This is a genomic window from Aurantimonas marianensis (assembly GCF_024195285.1).
GTDB lineage: Bacteria > Pseudomonadota > Alphaproteobacteria > Rhizobiales > Rhizobiaceae > Aurantimonas > Aurantimonas marianensis.
On the sequence record NZ_JALHBS010000009.1, the window covers coordinates 25,008 to 45,509 of the forward strand.

20 protein-coding genes are annotated in these 20,502 nt (G+C 66.0%); 14 read left to right on the forward strand and 6 right to left on the reverse strand.

All coding sequences use genetic code 11. The features are described from left to right. Nucleotides 1–6: 6 nt before the first annotated feature. Nucleotides 7–660: a ceramidase domain-containing protein gene (locus MJ956_RS01750; protein ID WP_253962760.1), complete on the reverse strand. Its 654-nt coding sequence runs from the start codon at nucleotides 658–660 to the stop codon at nucleotides 7–9. 69 nt (nucleotides 661–729) lie between these two features. Continuing rightward, nucleotides 730–1,173, reverse strand: coding sequence for a YqaA family protein (locus MJ956_RS01755; RefSeq protein ID WP_253962761.1), 444 nt, complete (start codon nucleotides 1,171–1,173; stop codon nucleotides 730–732). Between the two features lie 243 nt (nucleotides 1,174–1,416). On the opposite strand from MJ956_RS01755, the gene MJ956_RS01760 reads away from it, so the two are divergent. After that, nucleotides 1,417–1,845 carry a DUF2852 domain-containing protein gene (locus MJ956_RS01760; protein WP_253962762.1) on the forward strand — a complete coding sequence of 143 codons (429 nt, stop codon included), beginning with the start codon at nucleotides 1,417–1,419 and terminating at the stop codon, nucleotides 1,843–1,845. A 147-nt stretch (nucleotides 1,846–1,992) separates the two neighbouring features. After that, complete coding sequence (locus tag MJ956_RS01765; protein WP_253962822.1) at nucleotides 1,993–2,739, forward strand: M48 family metallopeptidase; 747 nt, start codon at nucleotides 1,993–1,995, stop codon at nucleotides 2,737–2,739. Nucleotides 2,740–2,750: 11 nt separating this feature from the next. Here the strand turns inward: MJ956_RS01765 and MJ956_RS01770 are convergent, their stop codons facing one another. Beyond that, the gene (locus MJ956_RS01770; protein ID WP_253962763.1) at nucleotides 2,751–3,323 is read right to left on the reverse strand and encodes a hypothetical protein; all 573 of its coding nucleotides are present in this window, start codon (nucleotides 3,321–3,323) and stop codon (nucleotides 2,751–2,753) included. A gap of 94 nt (nucleotides 3,324–3,417) precedes the next feature. Between MJ956_RS01770 and MJ956_RS01775 the strand changes: the two genes are divergently transcribed. The 9 genes from MJ956_RS01775 to MJ956_RS01815 all read left to right on the forward strand — a co-directional run bounded on the left by MJ956_RS01775 (nucleotide 3,418) and on the right by MJ956_RS01815 (nucleotide 10,004). Continuing rightward, nucleotides 3,418–4,095 carry a phosphoribosylanthranilate isomerase gene (locus tag MJ956_RS01775; RefSeq protein ID WP_253962764.1) on the forward strand — a complete coding sequence of 226 codons (678 nt, stop codon included), beginning with the start codon at nucleotides 3,418–3,420 and terminating at the stop codon, nucleotides 4,093–4,095. Continuing rightward, nucleotides 4,092–5,312, forward strand: coding sequence for a tryptophan synthase subunit beta (gene trpB, locus MJ956_RS01780; protein ID WP_253962765.1), 1,221 nt, complete (start codon nucleotides 4,092–4,094; stop codon nucleotides 5,310–5,312). Before MJ956_RS01775 ends, trpB begins: the two co-directional genes overlap by 4 nt. A gap of 1 nt (nucleotide 5,313) precedes the next feature. Further along, nucleotides 5,314–5,595 carry a hypothetical protein gene (locus tag MJ956_RS01785; RefSeq protein ID WP_253962766.1) on the forward strand — a complete coding sequence of 94 codons (282 nt, stop codon included), beginning with the start codon at nucleotides 5,314–5,316 and terminating at the stop codon, nucleotides 5,593–5,595. Further along, nucleotides 5,588–5,989 carry a hypothetical protein gene (locus tag MJ956_RS01790; protein WP_253962767.1) on the forward strand — a complete coding sequence of 134 codons (402 nt, stop codon included), beginning with the start codon at nucleotides 5,588–5,590 and terminating at the stop codon, nucleotides 5,987–5,989. The genes MJ956_RS01785 and MJ956_RS01790 overlap by 8 nt, the downstream gene beginning before the upstream one ends. After that, nucleotides 5,986–6,306, forward strand: a complete 321-nt coding sequence (gene cutA / locus MJ956_RS01795; RefSeq protein ID WP_253962768.1) for a divalent-cation tolerance protein CutA — start codon at nucleotides 5,986–5,988, stop codon at nucleotides 6,304–6,306. The genes MJ956_RS01790 and cutA overlap by 4 nt, the downstream gene beginning before the upstream one ends. A gap of 1 nt (nucleotide 6,307) precedes the next feature. Further along, nucleotides 6,308–7,141: a tryptophan synthase subunit alpha gene (gene trpA, locus MJ956_RS01800; RefSeq protein ID WP_253962769.1), complete on the forward strand. Its 834-nt coding sequence runs from the start codon at nucleotides 6,308–6,310 to the stop codon at nucleotides 7,139–7,141. 48 nt (nucleotides 7,142–7,189) lie between these two features. Further along, nucleotides 7,190–8,125: an acetyl-CoA carboxylase, carboxyltransferase subunit beta gene (gene accD, locus MJ956_RS01805; protein WP_253962770.1), complete on the forward strand. Its 936-nt coding sequence runs from the start codon at nucleotides 7,190–7,192 to the stop codon at nucleotides 8,123–8,125. A gap of 42 nt (nucleotides 8,126–8,167) precedes the next feature. Beyond that, a complete protein-coding gene (locus MJ956_RS01810) occupies nucleotides 8,168–9,502 on the forward strand; it encodes a bifunctional folylpolyglutamate synthase/dihydrofolate synthase (RefSeq protein ID WP_253962771.1) in 1,335 nt (444 codons plus the stop codon). A 103-nt stretch (nucleotides 9,503–9,605) separates the two neighbouring features. Continuing rightward, complete coding sequence (locus MJ956_RS01815; protein ID WP_253962772.1) at nucleotides 9,606–10,004, forward strand: (R)-mandelonitrile lyase; 399 nt, start codon at nucleotides 9,606–9,608, stop codon at nucleotides 10,002–10,004. Between the two features lie 104 nt (nucleotides 10,005–10,108). On the opposite strand, the gene trxA is transcribed toward MJ956_RS01815, so the two are convergent. The 3 genes from trxA to addB are packed head-to-tail and all read right to left on the reverse strand — an operon-like array spanning nucleotide 10,109 to nucleotide 17,288. Then, a complete protein-coding gene (trxA, locus tag MJ956_RS01820) occupies nucleotides 10,109–10,426 on the reverse strand; it encodes a thioredoxin (RefSeq protein ID WP_253962773.1) in 318 nt (105 codons plus the stop codon). 56 nt (nucleotides 10,427–10,482) lie between these two features. Next, nucleotides 10,483–14,124, reverse strand: coding sequence for a double-strand break repair helicase AddA (gene addA / locus MJ956_RS01825; protein ID WP_253962774.1), 3,642 nt, complete (start codon nucleotides 14,122–14,124; stop codon nucleotides 10,483–10,485). Further along, on the reverse strand, nucleotides 14,121–17,288 hold the full coding sequence (addB, locus tag MJ956_RS01830; protein WP_253962775.1) for a double-strand break repair protein AddB: 3,168 nt from the start codon (nucleotides 17,286–17,288) through the stop codon (nucleotides 14,121–14,123). Before addB ends, addA begins: the two co-directional genes overlap by 4 nt. A 256-nt stretch (nucleotides 17,289–17,544) precedes the next feature. Here addB and MJ956_RS01835 point away from each other — a divergent pair, with 256 nt between their 5' ends. Genes MJ956_RS01835 through MJ956_RS01845 form a run of 3 tightly spaced genes read left to right on the forward strand, consistent with a single transcriptional unit; the run spans nucleotide 17,545 to nucleotide 20,498 of the window. Next, a complete protein-coding gene (locus tag MJ956_RS01835; RefSeq protein WP_253962776.1) occupies nucleotides 17,545–18,633 on the forward strand; it encodes a TRAP transporter substrate-binding protein in 1,089 nt (362 codons plus the stop codon). A 5-nt stretch (nucleotides 18,634–18,638) separates the two neighbouring features. Then, nucleotides 18,639–19,169, forward strand: coding sequence for a TRAP transporter small permease subunit (locus MJ956_RS01840; protein WP_253962777.1), 531 nt, complete (start codon nucleotides 18,639–18,641; stop codon nucleotides 19,167–19,169). 3 nt (nucleotides 19,170–19,172) lie between these two features. Beyond that, complete coding sequence (locus MJ956_RS01845; protein ID WP_253962778.1) at nucleotides 19,173–20,498, forward strand: TRAP transporter large permease; 1,326 nt, start codon at nucleotides 19,173–19,175, stop codon at nucleotides 20,496–20,498. Nucleotides 20,499–20,502: the final 4 nt, after the last annotated feature.

Here is a 20,502-nt window from a genome sequence, read left to right on the forward strand (position 1 = left end):
CATCCATCAGCGTGGCTCGGGCGGCGCGCCGCGCACCGCCGCCACGAGCAGAAGCCCCAGCGTCGCGGCGTTCAGAATGTGCCAGAAGACATGGGTGCCGCGCGGCCATTGTGGGCAGAGCGGCAGGTCGGCCATGCGCAACGCCAGCGACACGGTGAAGACCGCGCCGGCGGCGAACACCAGCCAGCCCTGCGGATGGGCCCGCGCGACGAGATAGGCGCCGATGGCATACAGCGCGAAAAGCGCCGGGACGTAACCGGCCGATGATCCAAGACGCGGGGCGAGCAGCGGCTCGGCCGTCAGGGAGACGGCGAGGAAGCCGAGCGTGCCGGCGAACGCCGCCCTCCTGGATATCCCCACGAAGCGGCGGAGTGCGAGGCCGAAATAGGCATAGATGAAGATCGCGATCGGAATGACGTCGGCGAGAATCGACCAGCGGTTCGCGAAGGTGTGGAACAGGAACGAGCCGGTTCCCACGATGGCAACGAGCCCGATCAGAAAGAGGCTCGGCTGATCTCGGGTTGGCGCGCGCCGCCAATACCACAGACCCAGTGCCGCCGCGGCGAGGAAGGCGATATTCGAGGATGCGTTGAGCGGTTCGGCCCAAAAGCCCGTGCCGATCCGCTCGCAATAGGCGTCGATGGGTATCGTCAGGTCCATGAGGCGAAGAATGCCCTTCCGGGTGGGACTGTGCCAGCATAGTGTGTGCGATGCGCTCGCCGGCCGCGATCAAAGCCCCGGCCAGGCGAGCGTCGCGCCCGCGACGACGACATAGCGCGCGAATTTGCCGACGGCGACGAGGATCGTGAACGGTAGGAGCGGGACCCTCAAGACGCCGGCGATCACGGTCAGCGCGTCGCCGCCGAGCGGCGACCAGGCGAACAACAGAGTCCAGATGCCGTAGCGATGGAAGAAGCGGGTCGACGCTTCAAGTTGCTTCGGCCTGACCGGAAACCAGCGCCGGTCTTGAAAGCGCAGCAGGAACCGGCCGCAGAGCCAGTTCACCACCGAGCCAAGCGTGTTGCCGGTGCCCGCCACAAGCACCAGCAGCCATGGGTCGGCGATGCCTTCCGCGATCAGCCCGATGAGCAGGAGCTCGGACGCGCCGGGCAGGATGGTCGCGGCCAGGAAAGCGCCCCAGAACAGACCGAAACAGGCCGCAAGGACGCTCAAGACCGGGCGCTTTGCGCAGCCGGTGCAAACGCCGGAACGCCCGCCGTCCAGGGGCCTGGATGCTCGGAAGACATCGCCGGCGGGGCCTCCTCGCGCCCGAGAGCGCCGCGCTCGATGCCGATTTTCGCTTGCAGGCAATTGAACGGGCGAACCATCCTCACCATCTGAATACTACCGTGTCGAATTGTCGAAGCCCCCGCGATGCTTGAGCATCGCGGCCATTCTCGAAAGGAAGCGTCAGCGATGACTTCGCAAGCCTTGATCCGTCCGGCCTGGACGCCCGCGACCATAGCATTGATGGTGGTCGGTTTCATGATTTACTGGCCCCTCGGCCTGGCGATGCTCGCCTACATTCTCTGGGGTGATCGTTTGGAGAGCTTCCGGCGGGACGTCAACCGCTCGACCGACCGTTTCTTCGGCGGATTGAAGCGCACCGGCGTGGCCAATCCCTTTGCCGAGACCCGTACGGGCAACGTCGCCTTCGACGAGTGGCGCGAAAAGGAGCTGTCCCGCCTCGACCAGGAGCGGCGCCGGCTGAACGAGGCGGCGGCCGAGTTCGAATCCTATGCCCGCGAGTTGCGCCGGGCCAAGGACCAGCAGGAGTTCGACCGCTTCATGGCTGACCGCCAGAACCGCGCGTCGGGCCAGACCATCGACGGTCAGCCCGCCTGACCTATGACCGGTCAGGCATAGCGCATGATGCAACGGCGGTGTCCTTCGGGACGCCGCCGTCTTTTTGTCGCGTTCCGGCGGCCTCCGTTATAGGGTGGGGATCGAATCGCGGCGATGGGCTGCTTCGAGGAACGGTTCGTCTTGCCGATGTCGCTTTTCTTTTCCCGGCGGAACGCGAATACGCCCGCAATTCCCGAGCGTCTGGACCTTGCCGCCGGCCCGGTCCCGGTCACCGTGCGGCGCAATCCGCGCGCCAGGCGGCTGATCCTGCGGCTGGCCCCTGGCGGAACCGGAATCGTCGTCACGGCGCCGCAAAAGGTGCCGGCGCGGGCGATTGCGGAATTTCTCGAGCGGCATCGCGGCTGGGTCGAGGAGCGCGTCGCGCGGGCGCCCGACCGGATCGTCGCGGCCGACGGCGCCTTGATCCCGTTTCGGGGCGGCCAATTGCGGCTGGTCCAGGCTTCCGAGCGCCGCGCCAGCCGGTTCGAGACGGTCGACGGAGAGACGCATCTCTTCGTCGGCGGCGAGCCCGAGCATTTTTCCCGCCGCGTCGTCGAGGCGCTGAAGCGTGAGGCGCGGCATGATCTGCAAGCTTGCGTCGACCGCCACGCGGCTACGGTGGGTCTGCGTCCACGGGCCATGGCGCTGAAGGACACGAAAAGCCGCTGGGGCTCCTGCACCATCGACCGGCGGCTGGCCTTTTCCTGGCGGATCGTCATGGCCCCGCCGGCGGTGCTGGACTATCTCGTCGCCCATGAGGTGGCGCATTTCCGTCAGATGAACCACGGACCCGCCTTCTGGGCGCACTGCCGCGAGCTTTGCCCCGGCATGGACCACGGCAAGACCTGGCTGAAGCGACACGGCGCTGGGCTGCATGCGATTGAGTTTGGGTGAGGCGCCTCATGTCAGATCAAGCTCGAAAGGCGATCTCCCAACTGATCCGCATCCGTCAAACCCAAGGTGTACAAAGGACCTGATCGGCCGACCAAGATGAATTCATGGTCGAGCCATTTCGCCCTGGCCGGATCTGGTCCGGCACGCAAACCGGTCATCCGCTCGAAGAATTTAATCGGCTCACCACTATGCACGAAAATCAAAGCCGGATGAATTTCGTCAAATAAAAATTCGATCAAAGGCGCTTTGCGATCTTTCGCCTTGAGGAGGGCGGCTTTCCTCGTCGGCATCGCATACAGATTGGTTTCAAGGCATGAACCCAGCCCTGCTGAAATCCTCTCGATCCGTGGACGGTTGCCACCTCTCTTCCGGGTCTTGTCGTAATCCTCTGAGAATTCCTTGTAGAGAAAGCCGTCCTCATCGGACCAGTATGAAAAGAAATCATGCGGCAATTCGGTCGCAGCATTGAGGCCTACGACAAATGATCGGCACGCCAGCGGCGATCCCTTGCATACGAAGGGTCTCGAATTCTTTTCGGATAACAGCGGCTCCAGGCGCTCTCGAAATCCGCGCAAATCCTTCATTGTCATTCCTTTCGCTTGCATTCGTGACCGGAGCTTCAGATATCGATACGATCACAAAGCGGGATCGAGAGACCGTCAATCACTTGGAAATGGCATGAAACTCGACGTCAAGATCTGCGGCCTGTCGACGCCCGAGACGCTTGCGGCGGCGTTGGCGCGTGGCGCCAGCCATGTCGGCTTCGTGCATTTCGCCAAGAGCCCGCGCCATCTCGACGTCGCCGCGATGGCGGACCACGTCGGCTCCGTGGCGGGGCGCGCCGAGACGGTCATCGTCACCGTCGATCCGGACGATGATCTGGTGACGCGTTTCGCGACCGAGATACGTCCGGACTGGCTGCAATTGCACGGCAAGGAGAGCCCGGAGCGGGTCGCCGCGATCAAGGCGTCCACCGGTCTGAAGATCATGAAGGCGCTGCCCATCGCCGAGGCCGCCGACCTTGCCGCGATCGCGGATTATCTAAATGTCGCCGACCGTCTGCTGCTGGATTCCAGGCGGCCGAAGGGCTCCAACCTTCCCGGCGGCAACGGCGTCGCTTTTGACTGGCGGATTCTTGCCGGCCTTGACCCGGCTCCGCCCTACATGCTTTCCGGTGGCATCGACGCCGACAATGTCGTTGATGCCATCCGCAGCGCGCGGCCGTCGGGCATCGACGTGTCGTCCGGTGTCGAGAGCGCGCCCGGCGTCAAGGATGTCGGTCGCATTCATTCATTCTTCGACGCGCTGGATCGTCTCCGTATGGAGGAGCCGGCGAGAAAGGCCCGTGCCTCGTGAACCAGCCGCTGACCCCGAATTCGTTTCGCGCCGGTCCCGACGAGGACGGCCGCTTCGGTCATTTCGGCGGGCGTTTCGTCGCCGAGACGCTGATGCCGCTGATCCTCGATCTGGAGGACGCCTGGAAGGCGGCGAAAGCTGATCCGGCGTTCAAGGCCGAGCTCGACAATCTCAACACCCATTATACCGGCCGGCCGTCGCCGCTGTATTTCGCCGAGCGGCTGACCGAAAAGCTCGGTGGCGCCAAGATCTATTTCAAGCGCGACGAGCTGAACCACACCGGCTCGCACAAGATCAACAACTGCCTCGGCCAGATCCTGCTCGCCAAGAAGATGGGCAAGACGCGGATCATCGCCGAGACCGGGGCCGGCCAGCACGGCGTCGCGACGGCGACGGTCTGCGCCCGCTTCGGCTTTCCCTGCGTCGTCTACATGGGCGCGACCGATGTCGAGCGGCAGTCGCCCAACGTATTCCGCATGAAGCTGCTGGGAGCGGAAGTGGTTCCCGTCACCTCCGGCCACGGCACGCTCAAGGACGCCATGAACGAGGCACTGCGCGACTGGGTGACCAATGTCGATTCCACCTATTACCTGATCGGCACCGCCGCCGGCCCGCATCCCTATCCCGAACTCGTCAGAGAATTCCAGAGCGTGATCGGCCGGGAGGCGAAGGAACAGATGATGGCGGCCGAGGGCCGGCTGCCGGACCTGCTGGTCGCCGCCGTCGGCGGCGGCTCCAACGCCATCGGCCTGTTCCACCCCTTCCTCGACGACAAGGACGTGGCGATGGTCGGCGTCGAGGCGGGCGGCAAGGGGCTCGACGGCGAGGAGCATTGCGCCTCGCTGACGGCGGGCTCGCCCGGCGTCCTGCACGGCAACCGCACCTATCTCTTGCAGAACGAGGACGGCCAGATCAAGGAGGGTCACTCGATCTCGGCAGGCCTCGACTATCCGGGCATCGGGCCGGAGCATTCCTGGCTGAAGGATTCCGGCCGGGTCGAATATGTCCCGATCATGGACACCGAGGCGCTGGACGCCTTCCAGATGCTGACCCGCGTCGAGGGCATCATCCCGGCGTTGGAGCCGGCCCATGCGCTGGCGGAAGTCATCAAGCGCGCGCCGAAAATGGGCAAGGACCAGATCATCCTGATGAATCTGTGCGGTCGCGGCGACAAGGACGTGTTCACGGCGGCCAAGCATCTGGGCGTGGAGCTGTAGTGTGAATGAGGAACCGACGCGGCTGCAACGTCATCGCGAGGCGTTGGCTGCCCTAGAAAATCAAGACGAAATATCACTTAAATCCAACCAAATCATAGGCTTATTAGCCTATCTCAGCGCCAATGCAGCATTTCAGCAGCGTACGATTACGGCTCTTGGGGCGATGGCACTTGGAGAAATTTCTCCGAAAGAAATCGAACAGTTGATTGCGTCTGCGGAGCAATCGACAGCCGCCTTCGACTATTTCGTCGAAGAATTAGCGGGGACCAGGTCTGATGAGTGATGTACCCCAGAAAATCAGGCAGGTCTTTGCTGATAACGATACGCGTGACGATGCCAAGGTGCTCCTAAAGCGTGTTGAAGCACATTTTAATCGTGGAGGCAGCGATGGTGGTTCGGGAGGTGATGGCATGGAGCCACGCGTAGCCAAACTCGAAGCCGGTGTTGCTCATATCGAACGCGACGTTACGGAGTTGCGCACCGATATGCGGGACGTACGCGACCGGCTCGCCAAACTTGAGGAGCGAGTGTCGCATCTGCCAGGAAAAGGCTTCATCGTTTCTGTCGTGATCTTGGCCCTTGCCATAATCACTGGCTTGATCGCTTTCCAATCCCGCATTGAAGCTTTCGTCCAACAGCCGGCCGCATCCTCTATGGACCAGCCGAGGGTGCCATGACCGACATCGTCGAAATCCACGTGACCTGCCCGACGCTCGAGGGTGCGCGCGAACTGTCCCATGGGCTGCTCGACGGCCGCTATGCTGCCTGTTGCCATATCGGCAAGGAGGTGGACAGCCGCTATTTGTGGCAGGGCAAGAAGGAGCGGCACGACGAATGGCCGTTGACGATCAAGACCCGTGCCGATTTGTTCGATACCTGCTGCGAGGCGATCCGCAAACATCATCCGTACGAGACGCCCGCGATCGTCGGTTTTGCCGTCGACCATGTGGATGCGGCGACCGCCGAGTGGATCGCCGAAGTGACGAAAGCCTGACATGACCACACGCATTGAAGACCGGTTCCGGGCGCTGTCCGAAGAGAACCGTCCCGCCCTTGTCACCTTCGTCATGGCGGGCGATCCGGACCACGACACGGCGCTCGATATTGTCAGAGCGCTGCCTGGTGCCGGTGCGGATATCATCGAGCTCGGCATGCCGTTTTCCGATCCAATGGCCGATGGTCCGGCTATCCAGAAGGCGGGCTTGCGCGCCCTGGAGGCCGGCGCAAGCCTCAAGAAGACCCTGGCGATGGTCGGCGCTTTTCGCGAAAGCGACACGACGACGCCGCTGATCCTGATGGGCTATTTCAATCCGATCTACGTCTACGGCGTCGAGCGCTTCGTCCGGGATGCGCTGGCCGCCGGGGTCGATGGTCTGATCGTCGTCGATCTGCCGCCCGAAATGGACGACGAACTTTGCCTGCCGGCCCTGGACAAGGGGCTCAACTTCATTCGCCTCGCGACGCCGACGACCGACGACAAGCGCCTGCCGGCGGTTCTGAAGAACACCTCCGGCTTCGTCTATTACGTGTCGATCACCGGCATCACCGGCTCGGCCGCGCCCGACGCGGGCAAGGTCGCCGCCGCGGTCGGACGCATCAAGGGCCACACGAACCTGCCGGTCTGCGTCGGCTTTGGCGTGCGCAGCGCCGAACAGGCGCGCGAGATCGGCCGTGCGGCCGACGGCGTCGTCGTCGGTTCGGCGCTGATCAACGCCATAGAAGCGTCGCTGACCGACGGCCGTCCGGGAGCCGGCACGGTGACGGCGGTCACCGATCTGGTGCGCGATCTCGCTGGCGGCGTTCGCGCCGCCCGTCTTGCGGATGCCTGACCGCGCGACCATCTGCAAACAACCCTTGTCAATCGGAACAGCCGCGCCGTGAACTGGATCACCAACTACGTCCGCCCCAAGATCTCCAGCCTCCTCGCCAATCGCGAGGTGCCGGAAAACCTTTGGATCAAGTGTCCGGAGACCGGCGAGATGGTCTTCCACAAGGATCTGGAGGCCAATCAATGGGTGATCCCATCCTCCGACTTCCACATGCGGATTCGCGGCCGGGACAGGCTGAAGGCGTTTTTCGACGACGGCGCCTACGAGACGATCGAACTGCCGAAAGTGGCGGTCGATCCGCTGAAATTCCGCGACTCCAAGCGCTATGTGGATCGCCTCAAGGAGTACAAGGCGAAGGCCGAGATGGATGACGCCGTGATCGCGGCGCGCGGTTCGATCGACGGCTTGCCGATCATGGCGATTGTCCAGGATTTCGCCTTCATGGGCGGCTCGCTGGGGATGGCGGCGGGCGAGGCGATCATCAAGGGCTTCGAGACCGCCATTGCCGAAAACCGGCCGCTCGTGCTTTTCGCCGCGTCCGGTGGCGCCCGGATGCAGGAGGGCATCCTGTCGCTGATGCAGTTGCCGCGCACCACCGTCGCGGTGGAGATGCTGAAGGAGGCCGGGCTTCCCTATATCGTCGTCCTCACCAACCCGACGGCCGGCGGCGTGTCGGCCTCCTATGCGATGCTGGGCGACGTCCATATCGCCGAGCCGGGCGCGGTGATCGGCTTTGCCGGCGCCCGGGTCATCGAGCAGACGATCCGCGAAAAGCTGCCCGAAGGGTTCCAACGCGCCGAATATCTCATGGCCCACGGCATGGTCGACATGGTCGTCCACCGGCACGAGCTGAAGGCGACGATCGCGAATTTGACCAAGCTGTTGACCAAGACGCCCGTGGATATAGCCGCCCGCACCGAGGATGAGCCTGAACCGGCGCCCGCGACCGCGATCACGCCGTCCGAGCCGCAGCCGGCGGCCTGAATCGGTTTTGCATCCGCTCATGCTCTCGCGTAATTCTCGTCCATGACAACGACCTCGCTGGCCACCACAGAGATCGAATCCCTGATGCTGAAGCATCCGAAGGGGTTTGACCTGTCGCTCGACCGGATTAGCCGGCTGCTCGCCGATCTCGGCGACCCGCAACACCGTCTGCCGCCGCAGATCCACATTGCGGGCACGAACGGCAAGGGCTCGGTCACGGCCTTTTGCCGGGCGATACTGGAAGCCGACAGCCGGGCGGCCCACGTCCACACCTCCCCGCATCTGGTCAACTGGCATGAGCGCTATCGGATCGGCCGCTCCGGCCGGCCTGGCGCACTGGTCGACGATCGGTTGCTGGCCGATGCCGTGATGAGGGCGGCCGCCGCCAATGGCGGGAAAATGATCACCGTCTTCGAGATTCTGACGGCCGTCACCTTCCTGCTGTTTTCCGAGCAGCCGGCCGATGTGGCGCTGATCGAGGTCGGCCTCGGCGGACGTTTCGATGCGACCAATGTCCTTGAAAAGCCCGCCGCGACCGTGATCACCTCGATCTCGCTCGACCACCAGTCCTATCTCGGCGATCGGGTGGAGCTGATCGCGGCGGAAAAAGGCGGCATCATCAAGCCGGGCGTGCCGGTCATCGTCGGCCAGCAGAGCGAGACGGTGGCGCTGGACGTGCTCACCGCCATGGCCGACCGGGCCAACGCGCCGCTGCTGGTCTACGGCCAGGACTTCTTTGCCTATGAGGAGCATGGCCGGCTGGTCTATCAGGACGATACGGGGCTTCTCGACCTGCCGATGCCGCGGCTGCCGGGCCGTCATCAGCTGATCAACGCCGCGACGGCGATCGCGACGCTCCGTCATGCCGGCTTCGGACCCTGCGATCAGGCCATCGAGAAGGGCCTGGCGAATGTGGAATGGCCGGGCCGCATGCAGCAGATCGGCTCGGGTCCGCTCTATCGCGCCGCCTTTCCCGGCTCCGAACTGTGGCTCGACGGCGGCCACAATCCCGGCGCGGGGGCGGCGATCGCCGAGACCCTTGCCGACATGGAGGAACGGGTTTCACGGCCGTTGTTCCTCATTGCCGGAATGATCAACACCAAGGACCCGATGGGCTTTTTCGCGTCCTTCGCGGGGATCGCCAGGCATGTGTTCACGGTTCCGGTCGAGGCATCCCACGCGGGCATCGACCCGAACGAGCTGGCCGAGGCGGCGATCGAGGCAGGGCTCGATGCCGAACCCTGCGCGTCCGTGGAGGAAGCCATCCGCTTGGTTTCCTCGGCATGGGACAGCGATCGAGCGCCGCGCTTCCTGATCTGCGGCTCGCTCTATCTGGTCGGGGACGTGCTGGCGCAGAGCGGTCTGGCGCCGCGCTGAGGGACTGCGACCTGTCGGCGCCCCACGGGCACCGCCCTGGAAGCATGGTCGCCCCGGATGACGCGGCGGCTCGGTCGATCGTGGAAAAGGCAGGGAGAAGGCAATGGAGATCAAGCGTCGCGGGACTGTCCCGACCCGGCGGGTGCCGGCCAGCTATTTTACCGGCACGGTCTGGCAGGACCCGATCATCGAGGCACCGGAGCCGGCGCGTCTGCGGGCGGTCGTGGTGATGTTCGAACCGGGCGCGCGCACGGCGTGGCACACCCACCCGCTGGGGCAGACCCTTTATGTCACCGCGGGAACGGGCCGGTTCCAAACATTCGGCGAACCGATCCAGACGATCGGCGCGGGCGACGTGATCTGGATTCCGCCCGGCGAGAAGCACTGGCATGGCGCCGGGCCGGAAACGATAATGACCCACATCGCCATGCAGGAGGCGAAGGATGGCGTCGCCGTCGACTGGCTGGAGCATGTCAGCGAAGCGGAATACGCAAAAGCCTGACGCCGCCGCGGACTCGGTCGGATTGTTTCATGTGAATCAAAAAGCCCGGACGATCCGCCCGGGCTTTTTGCTGATTCACGTGAAACGCGCGAGGCTCGGGGCGCTCAGGCGGAGGCCTTGATCCAGTCGACGAGCTTCGACTTCGACTGGGCGCCGACCTGCACGGAGGCCGGTTCGCCGTTCTTGAACAGCATCAGGGTCGGGATCGAGCGGACACCGAACTGCGCCGCGATGTCCGGGTTCTCGTCGATATTGACCTTGGCGATCCGGACATTGTCCATCTCGTTGGAGATTTCCTCGAGGCTCGGCGCGATCATCTTGCAGGGGCCGCACCACTCCGCCCAGAAGTCGACGACGACGGGCTTGTCGCTCTCCAGAACGTCGGTCTTGAAATTGTTGGTGTCGATCTTCGTCGTGGCCATCAGGCGGCTCCCAAAATCCTTGTTCGAGACACAGGTAGAAGGGGTGGTCCGCCAAATCAAGCCGGCGGTGCATCCTCTTGACGGTCAGTCGCGGTCGTGGCGACGGCGCTGCGCCGCGCGATGACCGCGTCCATGAGGTTCGGCGCGAGCACGATAAGCAGCGGCGCCTCGGTGAACACGAGCGCGGCCTCGATCGCATGGGCCGGATAGAGCGGTTTCAGTAGTTCGCGATAAAGCGCCAGCTGCAGGATATAGGCCGGCGCGACGGCGTCCAAAGTCCGGGGCGGCGGGCGATTGGTTTTGTAGTCGACGATCAGGACTTTGGTGTCCGTCACCGCCAGCCGGTCGATGGTGCCGTTGACGCGATAGGTTCGGCCACCGAGGGAGATGTCGCCCGCGACCGAGATTTCGGCCCGGCTGCCGGCCGCGAAGATCGGGGCGAATTCCGGCTCCGCCATCACGCCAAGCGCCGAGCCGATCAGCTGATCGTGATCGCGCGGGCTCATCTCGGGGGCGCCGAGTATCACATAGCGGCGGGCCGCGGCCTCGCGTTGGTCGGGCGCGATGTCGGGCAGCACCTGCAAGAGCTTGTGGACGATAAGGCCGCGACGGATCGCCAAGGACGGCTCCCCCGCACGGCCGGCCCCCTCGCCCAGAACCGGCGAGACGAAGGCGGGCATTTCGCCGGCCGCCAGTTCGTCGGAAACCAGCTCTGCCGCATCGCCGGCCGAGGAGGGCGAGAGCGGACGTGGCGGCAGGATTTCCGGCGGCAGCGGTGCAAGGTCGATCTGCCGCCGCGCTGCCTCCCGGTCGGCGCTCGCGACCGTCAGCTTGTCGCCGGCGCCGCGCGAGCCGAAACGCCAGGCGGAGACCGCGCCTTCGGCGTCCATGACTTCCTCGCACTCCTCCCGAAGCGCCGCCTGGACCCGCTGCAGCCAGGAGTGCTCGTTCGGACCGCGCACGCCGGCGACGCCGCAAACCACGAGACGGTCCGCCGCCCGCGTCATGCCGACATAGAGGAGCCGCCGGTATTCCTCCTCGGCGCGAAGCTTTTCCGCATCCTTCAGCGTGGCGATCGCATCGTTTTCGAGCTCCTTCGCGGCGCGCCATAAAAATCCCGGCGCTTGGCCGGGATAAAGCCCCGCCATGCCCGGCCATTCCATCAGCCGCGCCCCGTGAGCGTGCGAGAACGGCGCCGAGCCCGGATCGACCAGGAAGATTACCGGCGCTTCCAGACCCTTGGAGGCGTGGGTCGTCATGATCCGGACCTCGCCGCGGCCCTGCTCCATCTCGCGCTTGATCTGCGGCGGGTCGGCGGCAAGGGTCGCGAGAAACGCGTCGAGGCCGGTTTCGCCCGCCTCCTCCGAGGCCAGCGTGAGGTCGAGAAACGCGTCGATGACCTCGCCCGCGTCGGCGCCGAGCCGCGCGGTCAGTCGCGCCCGTCCGCCCTCGGGACCGAGAAGGCGCGCATAGAAGGCAAAGACCGTCTCGAAGCCGGCGCGGTCGCGCAATTCCTCCAGCTGCGCCAGCGCCGCTCGCGCCTTGGCCATGAAGGCGGCCGCCGTTTCCTTCGGCACGAGGTCCGGCAGGCGCGCCGTGCCGGTCTCGCCGCACAGGCGCCGCAGCCCGAGCGACAAGGGCTCGCGCGGCTCCCGCGACAGCGCGAGCGCCATCAATTCGTCGTCGGAAAACTCGAAGAACGGGCTCTTGAGCACTTCGGCGAGCGACAGATCGTCATCGAAATTGACCACCGCGCGGCCGAGCGCCATCAGATCCTTGACGGCGATATGGTCGGTGATCACCAGCCGGTCGGCCCCGGCGACGGGAATGCCGCCATCCCGCAGGGCTTTCGCCATTGCCTCGACGAAGCCGGAGCGCTTGCGCACCAGAATGATGATGTCGCCCGCCGTCAGCGCCCGCCGCTTGCCCTTGTGGACGATCGGGTCGCCGAGCCATTCGCCGATCTGCCCGGCGATCCGCCGCGCCAGCCGGTTGGCCGGCGAATTTTCCGGCTCCTCGTCGACCGGCTTCAGCCAATCGCGTGGCTCCTCGCGCTTTTCGGCCTGATAGACCGGCCAGATCTCGACCAGCCCCGGTCCGTCGTCGCGCGCTGTCTGGTGCGTCGGAGGAAGGTCGTCGGAAGACAGTCCCTGCCGATTGTCCGCGTCGGCGAACACCTTGTCGACGGCGGTCAACACGTCGCTCGCCGTCCGGAAGGATTGGGTCAGCCGCACCGTCTCGAAGCGCGCGGTTGCCGCGACCGCCCGTGCTTCCACCGTCCGCTGCTCCTCGGCGAACATGCGCGGCGAGGCACCCTGGAAGGAATAGATCGACTGCTTCTCGTCGCCGACGGCAAAGACCGTCCGCACGACCTCGCGGCTGCCTTCGCCGGCGAAGAACTCGTCGACCAGCTGACGCATCACCTGCCACTGGCGCGGGCTGGTGTCCTGTGCCTCGTCGATCAGCACATGGTCAATGCCCTGGTCGAGCTTGTAGTGGACCCAGGCCGAGGCCTCGGCACGGGTCAGGAGATCGGCGGTCCGGACGATCAGATCCTCGAAATCCAGCTTGCCGCGCCGGCGCTTGAGGATGGCGTAGTCGCGCTGGAATTCGTCGGCGATAACCAGCGCCGCCGCGCTCGCCCGGAACAGCCGAACCGAGGCGAGCCGGTCTTCCATGGAGAGGACATGGTCCGCGAGCTGCTGAAGGCGGTCGGCGAAATCCTCGAAGAAATCGGTGACCCATTTCGTCGCGACGCTTCCCGGCTTGTAGGGCCCGCCGTCCTTCTTGAGGCAAAGCGTGCGCAGTGCCTCGAAGCGCGCCGCATCGGTGCCGGGATCGAGCAGCGCATTCAGCCGATCGACCAGCTTCTTGTCGGTGGCTTTCGGACTGGTTTCGGTGACCGTCAGGACTTCGCGGCAAAACGTTTCGTCGAAGCCCGGAGCCGGCCATGCGTCGGCCAGGATCGCCGCTTCGTCCTCGTCCGTCGCAAGTCCGAGCCCCGACCGCAACAGGGCGAGGGCGCCGTCGAGGCCGCCGGCCGCGTCGATGTGCCGGCGGATCGCGTCGCGCTTGCGGACGATCTCGCCGATCAGCTGATCGAGGCCCCATTCGCCGGCCAGCGACAAAGCGGTGGCGAAGGCCTCGGCGAGCGGGAGCGCCTCATCGGCGTCGCCCTCGGTCCGGCTGGCGCCGGTAATCAGCCGACGGCGGGCCTCGCCAAGCAGCGCCTCGCTGCCGGAATCGTCGAGCACCTCGAAATGGCCGGGAACATTCGCTTCCAGCGGGAACTGATGCAGGATCGATTCGCAAAAGGCGTGAATGGTTTGAATCTTCAGCCCACCCGGCGTCTCCAGGGCCTCTGCGAACAAGCGGCGGGCAGCACGAAGCCGGGCGTCTGACGGCGGTGTGCCGTCGAGCTTGGCCAGTTCCGCATGCAGCGCGGCGTCCTCAGCCGTCGCCCACTTGGCCAGCCGGCCGAACACCCGTGTCGACATCTCGGCGGCCGCCGCCTTGGTGTAGGTGAGGCATAAGATCTTCGACGGCTCCGCGCCTGCGAGCAACAGCCGCACCACCCGCTCGGTCAAAACGTGGGTCTTGCCCGAACCGGCATTGGCCGACACGAAGACCGAGCGGCTCGGATCGGCAGCGATCTGCTGCAGCCGGCTGGTCTCGGCAATGCCGACAAACTGGCTCATGCGGGTCCCTCGCCGGTCTCGTCCGCCCCGATCGACCATTCCTGCGCCCGCGCCAGATGGTCGTAGGAGCCGGAAAAGTCGCCCGCGAGGAACGGCCGCGTCCGCGACGTGAAGGGCTTGGCCTCGTCGCGGAAGGCGGCGACCAACGCGCGGAACTTCGCCAGCGCCTCGTCCGAAAGCGCGTCCGGGTCGACCGGCTCGCCATTGCGCCCGCCATCGGTGGCGAGCCGGTCCTCGCTGAGCGCCCGTTCGCGCAGGCGGACATAGACGAGATCGGAAATCCGCGATGCCTTTCCGGCGTCCGCGAAGGCACCGAGCTTGGCCATCGCGCCTTCCAGCGGCAATTGCGGGGCGAGCAGGGCGCGCGCCTGGGACACGGACGGATTGGCTCCGGTCTTGAAATCCAGAATCTCGATCGAGCCGTCGGTGAGGCGATCGATACGGTCGGCGAAACCGGTCAGCCGCGTCGACAGATCGGTGAAGTCGAAGCGCCCGCCGGCCTCCGCGTGGCGGGACACGACGCGGTCGGCGCGCTCGCGCTCCCAGGCGATGTAGTTCTCCGCCAACGTCTGCATTCGCGGCCACCACACCGCATCGATGTCGGCCGGCAGCGCCTCGGCGTCGAAGCGCACGCGGGCGATCGCCAGCAGCCGCGCCACCGCGTCCTCGGCCTCGGGATCGTTGCCGTCGATGACGAAGCGGGCGAGAATCTCGTGATAAAGGCTGCCGCGCTCGGCCGCGTGCGGGTCGCGCATCAGATCGGGCAGCGGCTCCAGTTTGAGGATCTTGCGCGCGTGGATCGCGTAAGGGTCGCGGATCAGCGTTTCGACATCGGTGACCGAATAGCGCGTCGGGCGGTCGGCGAGCGGCGGCCTCGGCTCCGGACGGCTCGCGCGCGGCACCGGCGCCGCCACGTCGAGCTTGCGCGCATGGGCGAGGAACGGCGCGCCCGCGTCCCGCAGCCGCGCGGCGCCCTCGTCTCCCGCGAGCGTCAGGATGCGCTGCAGCCAGCGCGAGGCGATTGCCGGGGCGCCGCCGGAGCGCCGGGATCGCGACAGGACGACGCGCTTCGCCCCCAACGCCATCCAGAAATCATGGGCGGCGAGGCCGATGCGCCGTTCTGGCGGGTCCAATTCGATCTCTCGGCGCATCAGCCGCGACAGGAAGGCGCCGCTTTTTGCCCCCGCCGGCCAGTTGCCCTCGTTGAGGCCGCCGAGCAGCGCCGTGTCGACGCTCTGCAGCCGCGCTTCCAGCGTGCCCCAGACGAAGGCCCTGGCGGAAAGCCCGCCGCGCGGTTGCACCGTCTGACCGGCGATCAACGCCGCCATGACGTCGCCGAACTCGCCCGGCGCGAAGCCGAAGCCGGTCTGTGGCGCCTGCACCAGATCGGCGAGGAAATCGGTCAGCGCGCGGCCGGCCTCTTCCGCATAGAGCTCGGAGGCGTCGCCGTCCCCGTCGGCGGCGAGCGCTTCCAGACATCGGGTCAGCGCCACCGCATAGGCGGCGATCTCGCGCTCCTCGCCGCCGCGCAGCGCCGTCAGCGGTTCGAGCGCGCGTTCCAGATGATCGGCCATCGTCTGCGCCAGATCGCGTTCCGCCTCGGGCAGATTTTTCACCGGCCGCGCCACATGGCTGTCTTCCTCGACCGCGGCCCGCCGCTCGCGCATGATCGCGCCGAGTCGCGCCCCGTCGGCCACCCCGACCGAGCCGCGCAGCGCGATCATCTCGATCGCCCGCGCCGCGCGCCGCGCCTCGCCGCCGCCGAGGCCGAGCCGGGTGAGCGGATGCTTGAGCAGCGAGACGAGGGCGATCGGATCGCCCGGCGACAGCGCGACGGAGATCGCCGTCGCGAGCAGCGTCCCGGGCGCCGTCGCGGCGAGCGGGCTGCCGGCGGAATCATTCGCCGCGATGCCGAAGCGCGACAGCTCGGCGACAACGCGGCGGGCAAGATTGCGGTCGGGGGTGATCAGCGCCGCCGTCGCCTTCGGGTCGGCGAGGGCGTCGCGCATGGCGACGGCGAGCGCCAGCGCCTCCTCGCGGGCATCGTCCGCCTCGATCAAGGCGAGGCCGGCCAGCGCCTCGGGGCCGTGCCGTGCCGCCGCGCCGCTCCACACATCGGTGGTCTCGGCCGGGCGCAGCGCGTCGGCGAGAAAGGCTTCGCGCGCCGCAAGCGAAGGATCGAGCCCGTCCCCGAGATGATCGACGCTCTCCGGCGCCAACGAAAAGCGCGTCAGGATAGTCTTCAGCCCGTATTGCGGATGGCCCGGCGCGGCGACCGAGGCGGCGCGCGAGATCGCCGCGAAGGTCTCCGGCTCCAGATGCCGGTCGAGGCCGGGCAGCACCAGCGCGCCATCCGGCAGATGCGCGATGGCGTGCATCAGGTCGAGCGTTGCCGGCGCGGTGGCGGTGGAGCCGGCGAGAATCACCGGGCCGCGCGCCCCGCCGCCGCGCAGCCGCTCGGCTTCGGCGCGAAGCCAGGCGTTCTTCGTCGCCGCCTCGCTGACCTGGCCGGTGGCGGCCAGCGCCTTCGGCCAGGCCTCGGTGACGATCGACAGGAAGGTCAGCGTCAGCCGCCACCAGTCGGCGAGGGCGTCGGGCGCGAGCGTCGCCAGTAGGGAGAGCGAGGGGCCCTCGGTCTCGACCTCGTCGAGAAGCGCGCCGAGATCGCCCGCCAGCCACAGCGCGTCGGCGGCCGAGGCGGGCAGCACCGCGTCTTCGCCGATCAGCGCCTGAAAGGCGCCCCGGTCGGTCATGGCGCGCCAATGCCGGGCGAGGCGGGCGAGATGGAGCCGGCGTTCCAGCGCCCCCATCGCCGGCTCCAGGCTCGGCCCGGCGGGCGAAAACAGTCCGGTGTCGTCGCCCTCGCCGATCGGCCGGATGACCGGCAGGATGGCGCTGCCGCCGGCCCCAACCCGCGCCCCCGCGCTGATCCCCTCCGGCGAACCCGCCGCGTCTCCTGCTGACCCCCGCGCGCCGATCGTCGCGAATTCGGACGCCAGCGCCCGCGCCGCGCGGCGGGTGGGAACGTAGATGGTGACGTCCGCCAGCCCCAGGGGATCGCCGTCATGGCGGAACGACGGCACCAGCCGGCCGGAAAGCAGCGCCTCGGCCAGCGTGGTCAGGAAGGGCCGGCCCGGCGGGATCGAAAGGATGCGCGCGTTCATCGCGGCAGACTAGCGGGGATGGGGATGATTCGTGAGGGGGTGAGGAGGCGGCATGTCTGATTAATAAGCACGCAAGCATTATAGACGAACAAAAATTGTGCAAAATTATAGGGAATCGAGCCGCTACTAAGGATTGACCGGACTTCCCAATGCTTGCCAAGCCGCCGAATCGGCAAATGGCACGACTCCTGCTTTTGGTGACTCAAGCGCCGCGATCGGGTGCGAACCCTCCACACCAAAGCGAATGGAGTTTCTCATGAAAAGACGTGATTTCCTGGCAGGGACCGGGCTTGCGGCAGCCGCCGGCACTCTCGCTGCCCCGGGCATCGCCCGGGCGCAGGAGACCTTCAGTTGGAAGATGACGAACGCTTACGGCCCCGGCTCGCCCTACTACGTGGAAGGCCCGGGAAGCCCCACCGATTTCTGCAAGAAAGTCGCGGCGATGTCCGACGGTCGGTTGACCATCCAGCATTTTGCGGCGGGCGAGCTGATCCCGGCGCTCGAAGGCTTCGATGCGGTGCAGAACGGCATCGTCGAGATGAATGCCGCGAACGCCTATTTCTGGGCGGGCAAGCTGCCGGCCGCGCAGTATTTCACCACCGTCCCCTTCGGCATGGACGTCAAGGGCACCAACGCCTGGCTCTACCACGGCGGCGGTATCGATTTGTGGCACGAGCTTTACGAGCCGCTCGGAATGCTTGCCTTTCCGATGGGCAATACCGGGGTTCAGATGACCGGCTGGTTCAGCAAGGAGATCAATTCGGTCGAGGATTTTTCCGGGCTCAAGATGCGCATTCCGGGCCTCGCCGGAAAAGTCTATGCCAAGCTCGGCGTCAACGTTCAGCTGCTGCCGGGCGGTGAAATCTTTCCCGCGCTCGAGCGCGGCGTTATCGACGCGGCGGAATTCGTCGGCCCCTACCAGGACCGCCGGTTGGGGCTGCAGAAGGCGGCGAAATACTACTATACGACCGGCTGGCACGAGCCGAACAACGTCACCGAGCTTCTGATCGGCAAGGCCGCCTGGGACAGCCTACCGGCGGATCTTCAGGAGATCGTCAAGACTGCGGCCTTCGCCTGCAATGTCGAGAGCAACGCCTGGTGCGACGCCACCAACGCCGAGGCGATGAAGGATCTCGTCGACAATTTCGACGTGATCGCCAAGCCGCTTCCGGACGACGTCGTCGCCAAACTGCGCGAGGTGACGCAAGAGGTTCTGAAAGAAGGCGCGGCGGCCGATCCGAAGACCAGAAAGATCCATGACGCCTACATGGCCTTCAAGGACCAGTACGGTGGTTGGGCAACAACCGCAGACGAGCCTCTGCTGCCGGTACTCTACAAGGCATGAGGTCGTTGATAGGTTTCGCGGACGGGGCCGATCGCCTCGTCCGCGTCGTCGGTGAGGCGGCGGCATGGACCGGCCTCGTCATGGTTCTGCTGATCGGCTTCAACGTCCTTGCCCGATACCTGTTTTCCTATGGGTCCGTGGCGCTGCAGGAAGCGGAATGGCACCTTTTGGCGGTCGGCGCGCTCTTCGGCATGTCCTACGGTCTGAACCAGGGCGAGGAAGTGCGCGTCGACGTTCTCTATGGCGGTTACTCGCCGCGCACCAAGCGCGTCGTCGACACGATCGCGTCGCTGCTGCTCTTCCTGACTTCGGTGGCCGTCGCCACCCTGTCGATCGGCTTCGTCCTGCAAAGCTATTCGCTCGGCGAAGGCTCGGCGGACCCGGGTGGCCTGCCGCTCCGCTGGGTGCTGAAAGCCTCCATTCCGGCGGCCTTTCTACTCTTGGCCTTGCAGGCCCTGTCGAACCTTATCGTGTTGGGCGCCGGCCTCCTCAACCCCGACTTCGCAAACTCGCGCCGCCCCACCTCCGAAAGCTGATCCATGCCAGTGAACGAAATCCTCGCGCTGACGATGATCGGCGCGTTCTTCCTGTTGCTGCTCGGCGGCTTGCCGGTGCCGATCTGTCTCGCCGTCTGCGGTTTCGTGTTCGGCTATCTCGGCTTTGGCTCGCTGCTGTTCGGGCTCCTGCCCGCCCGCATCTTCGGCGTTGTCACCAACTACACACTGCTGGCGCTGCCCTTGTTCATCTTCATGGGGATCATGCTGGAGCGATCGAAGATCGCCGAGGATCTTCTGGAGGTCATTGGCCTCGCGATGGGAGGATTGCGCGGCGGCATGGCGCTCGCGATCATCCTCGTTGGCGTCCTGATGGGCGCGGCGTCGGGCGTCGTCGGAGCCACCGTGGTCACCATGGGGCTGATTGCGCTCCGGCCGCTGATCGCGCGCGGCTACGACAAGGGCGTCGCCGCCGGTGTCATCTGCGCCTCCGGCACGCTCGGGCAGATCATCCCGCCGAGCCTCGTCCTCATCCTCCTGGCCGACATCATGGGCGAATCGGTCGGCACCCTGTTCGCGGCCGCGCTGATCCCAGGCCTGATCCTGGCGGGGCTCTTCGTCGTCTATGTGATCGGCCTCGGCATCGTGCTGCCGCACAAGGTGCCGGCGATTCCGCTTGCCGAGCGTCAGGCGGTGTCGGGCAAGGATCTGGCGGGCAAGCTGCTCAAGGTCGTGGTGCCGCCGCTGGTCCTGATCTTCCTCGTTCTCGGCTCGATCATCGGCGGCGTGGCGGCGCCGACGGAGGCCGCCGCGATGGGCGCCGTCGGCAGCATCCTTCTGGCCCTGTTTTCGGGCCGGCTCAACCTCGGCGTGATGACCGAGGTGGTTCGCGGTGCCTTCAAGACCAGCGCGATGGTGTTCTTCATTCTGATCTTCGCGCAGGTGTTCTCGCTCGCCTTCCGGGGGCTCGGCGGCGAGCGGCTGGTGCAGGACGCCTTCGCCTTCGTCCCCGGCGGGCTCAACGGTCAGATACTGTTCCTGATGCTGCTTCTGTTCATCCTCGGCTTCTTTCTGGAATGGATCGAGATTTCCTACATCGCGCTGCCGCTGTTCCTCCCGGTCCTTGCCGCCTCCGGCGTCGATCTGGCGTGGATCGCGATCCTCGTCGCTGTCAATCTCCAGACATCGTTCTTGACGCCGCCCTTCGGCTGGGCCCTGTTTTTTCTGAAGGGCGTCGCGCCGCCGGAACTGAAGACCGGCGAGATCTATCGCGGCGTCGTGCCATTCATTGGTATCCAGCTGTTCGGGCTGTTTCTGGTGTTTCTGTTTCCCGCGACGGCGCTGTGGCTGCCGGCCGCGATCGGTTGGTGAGAAC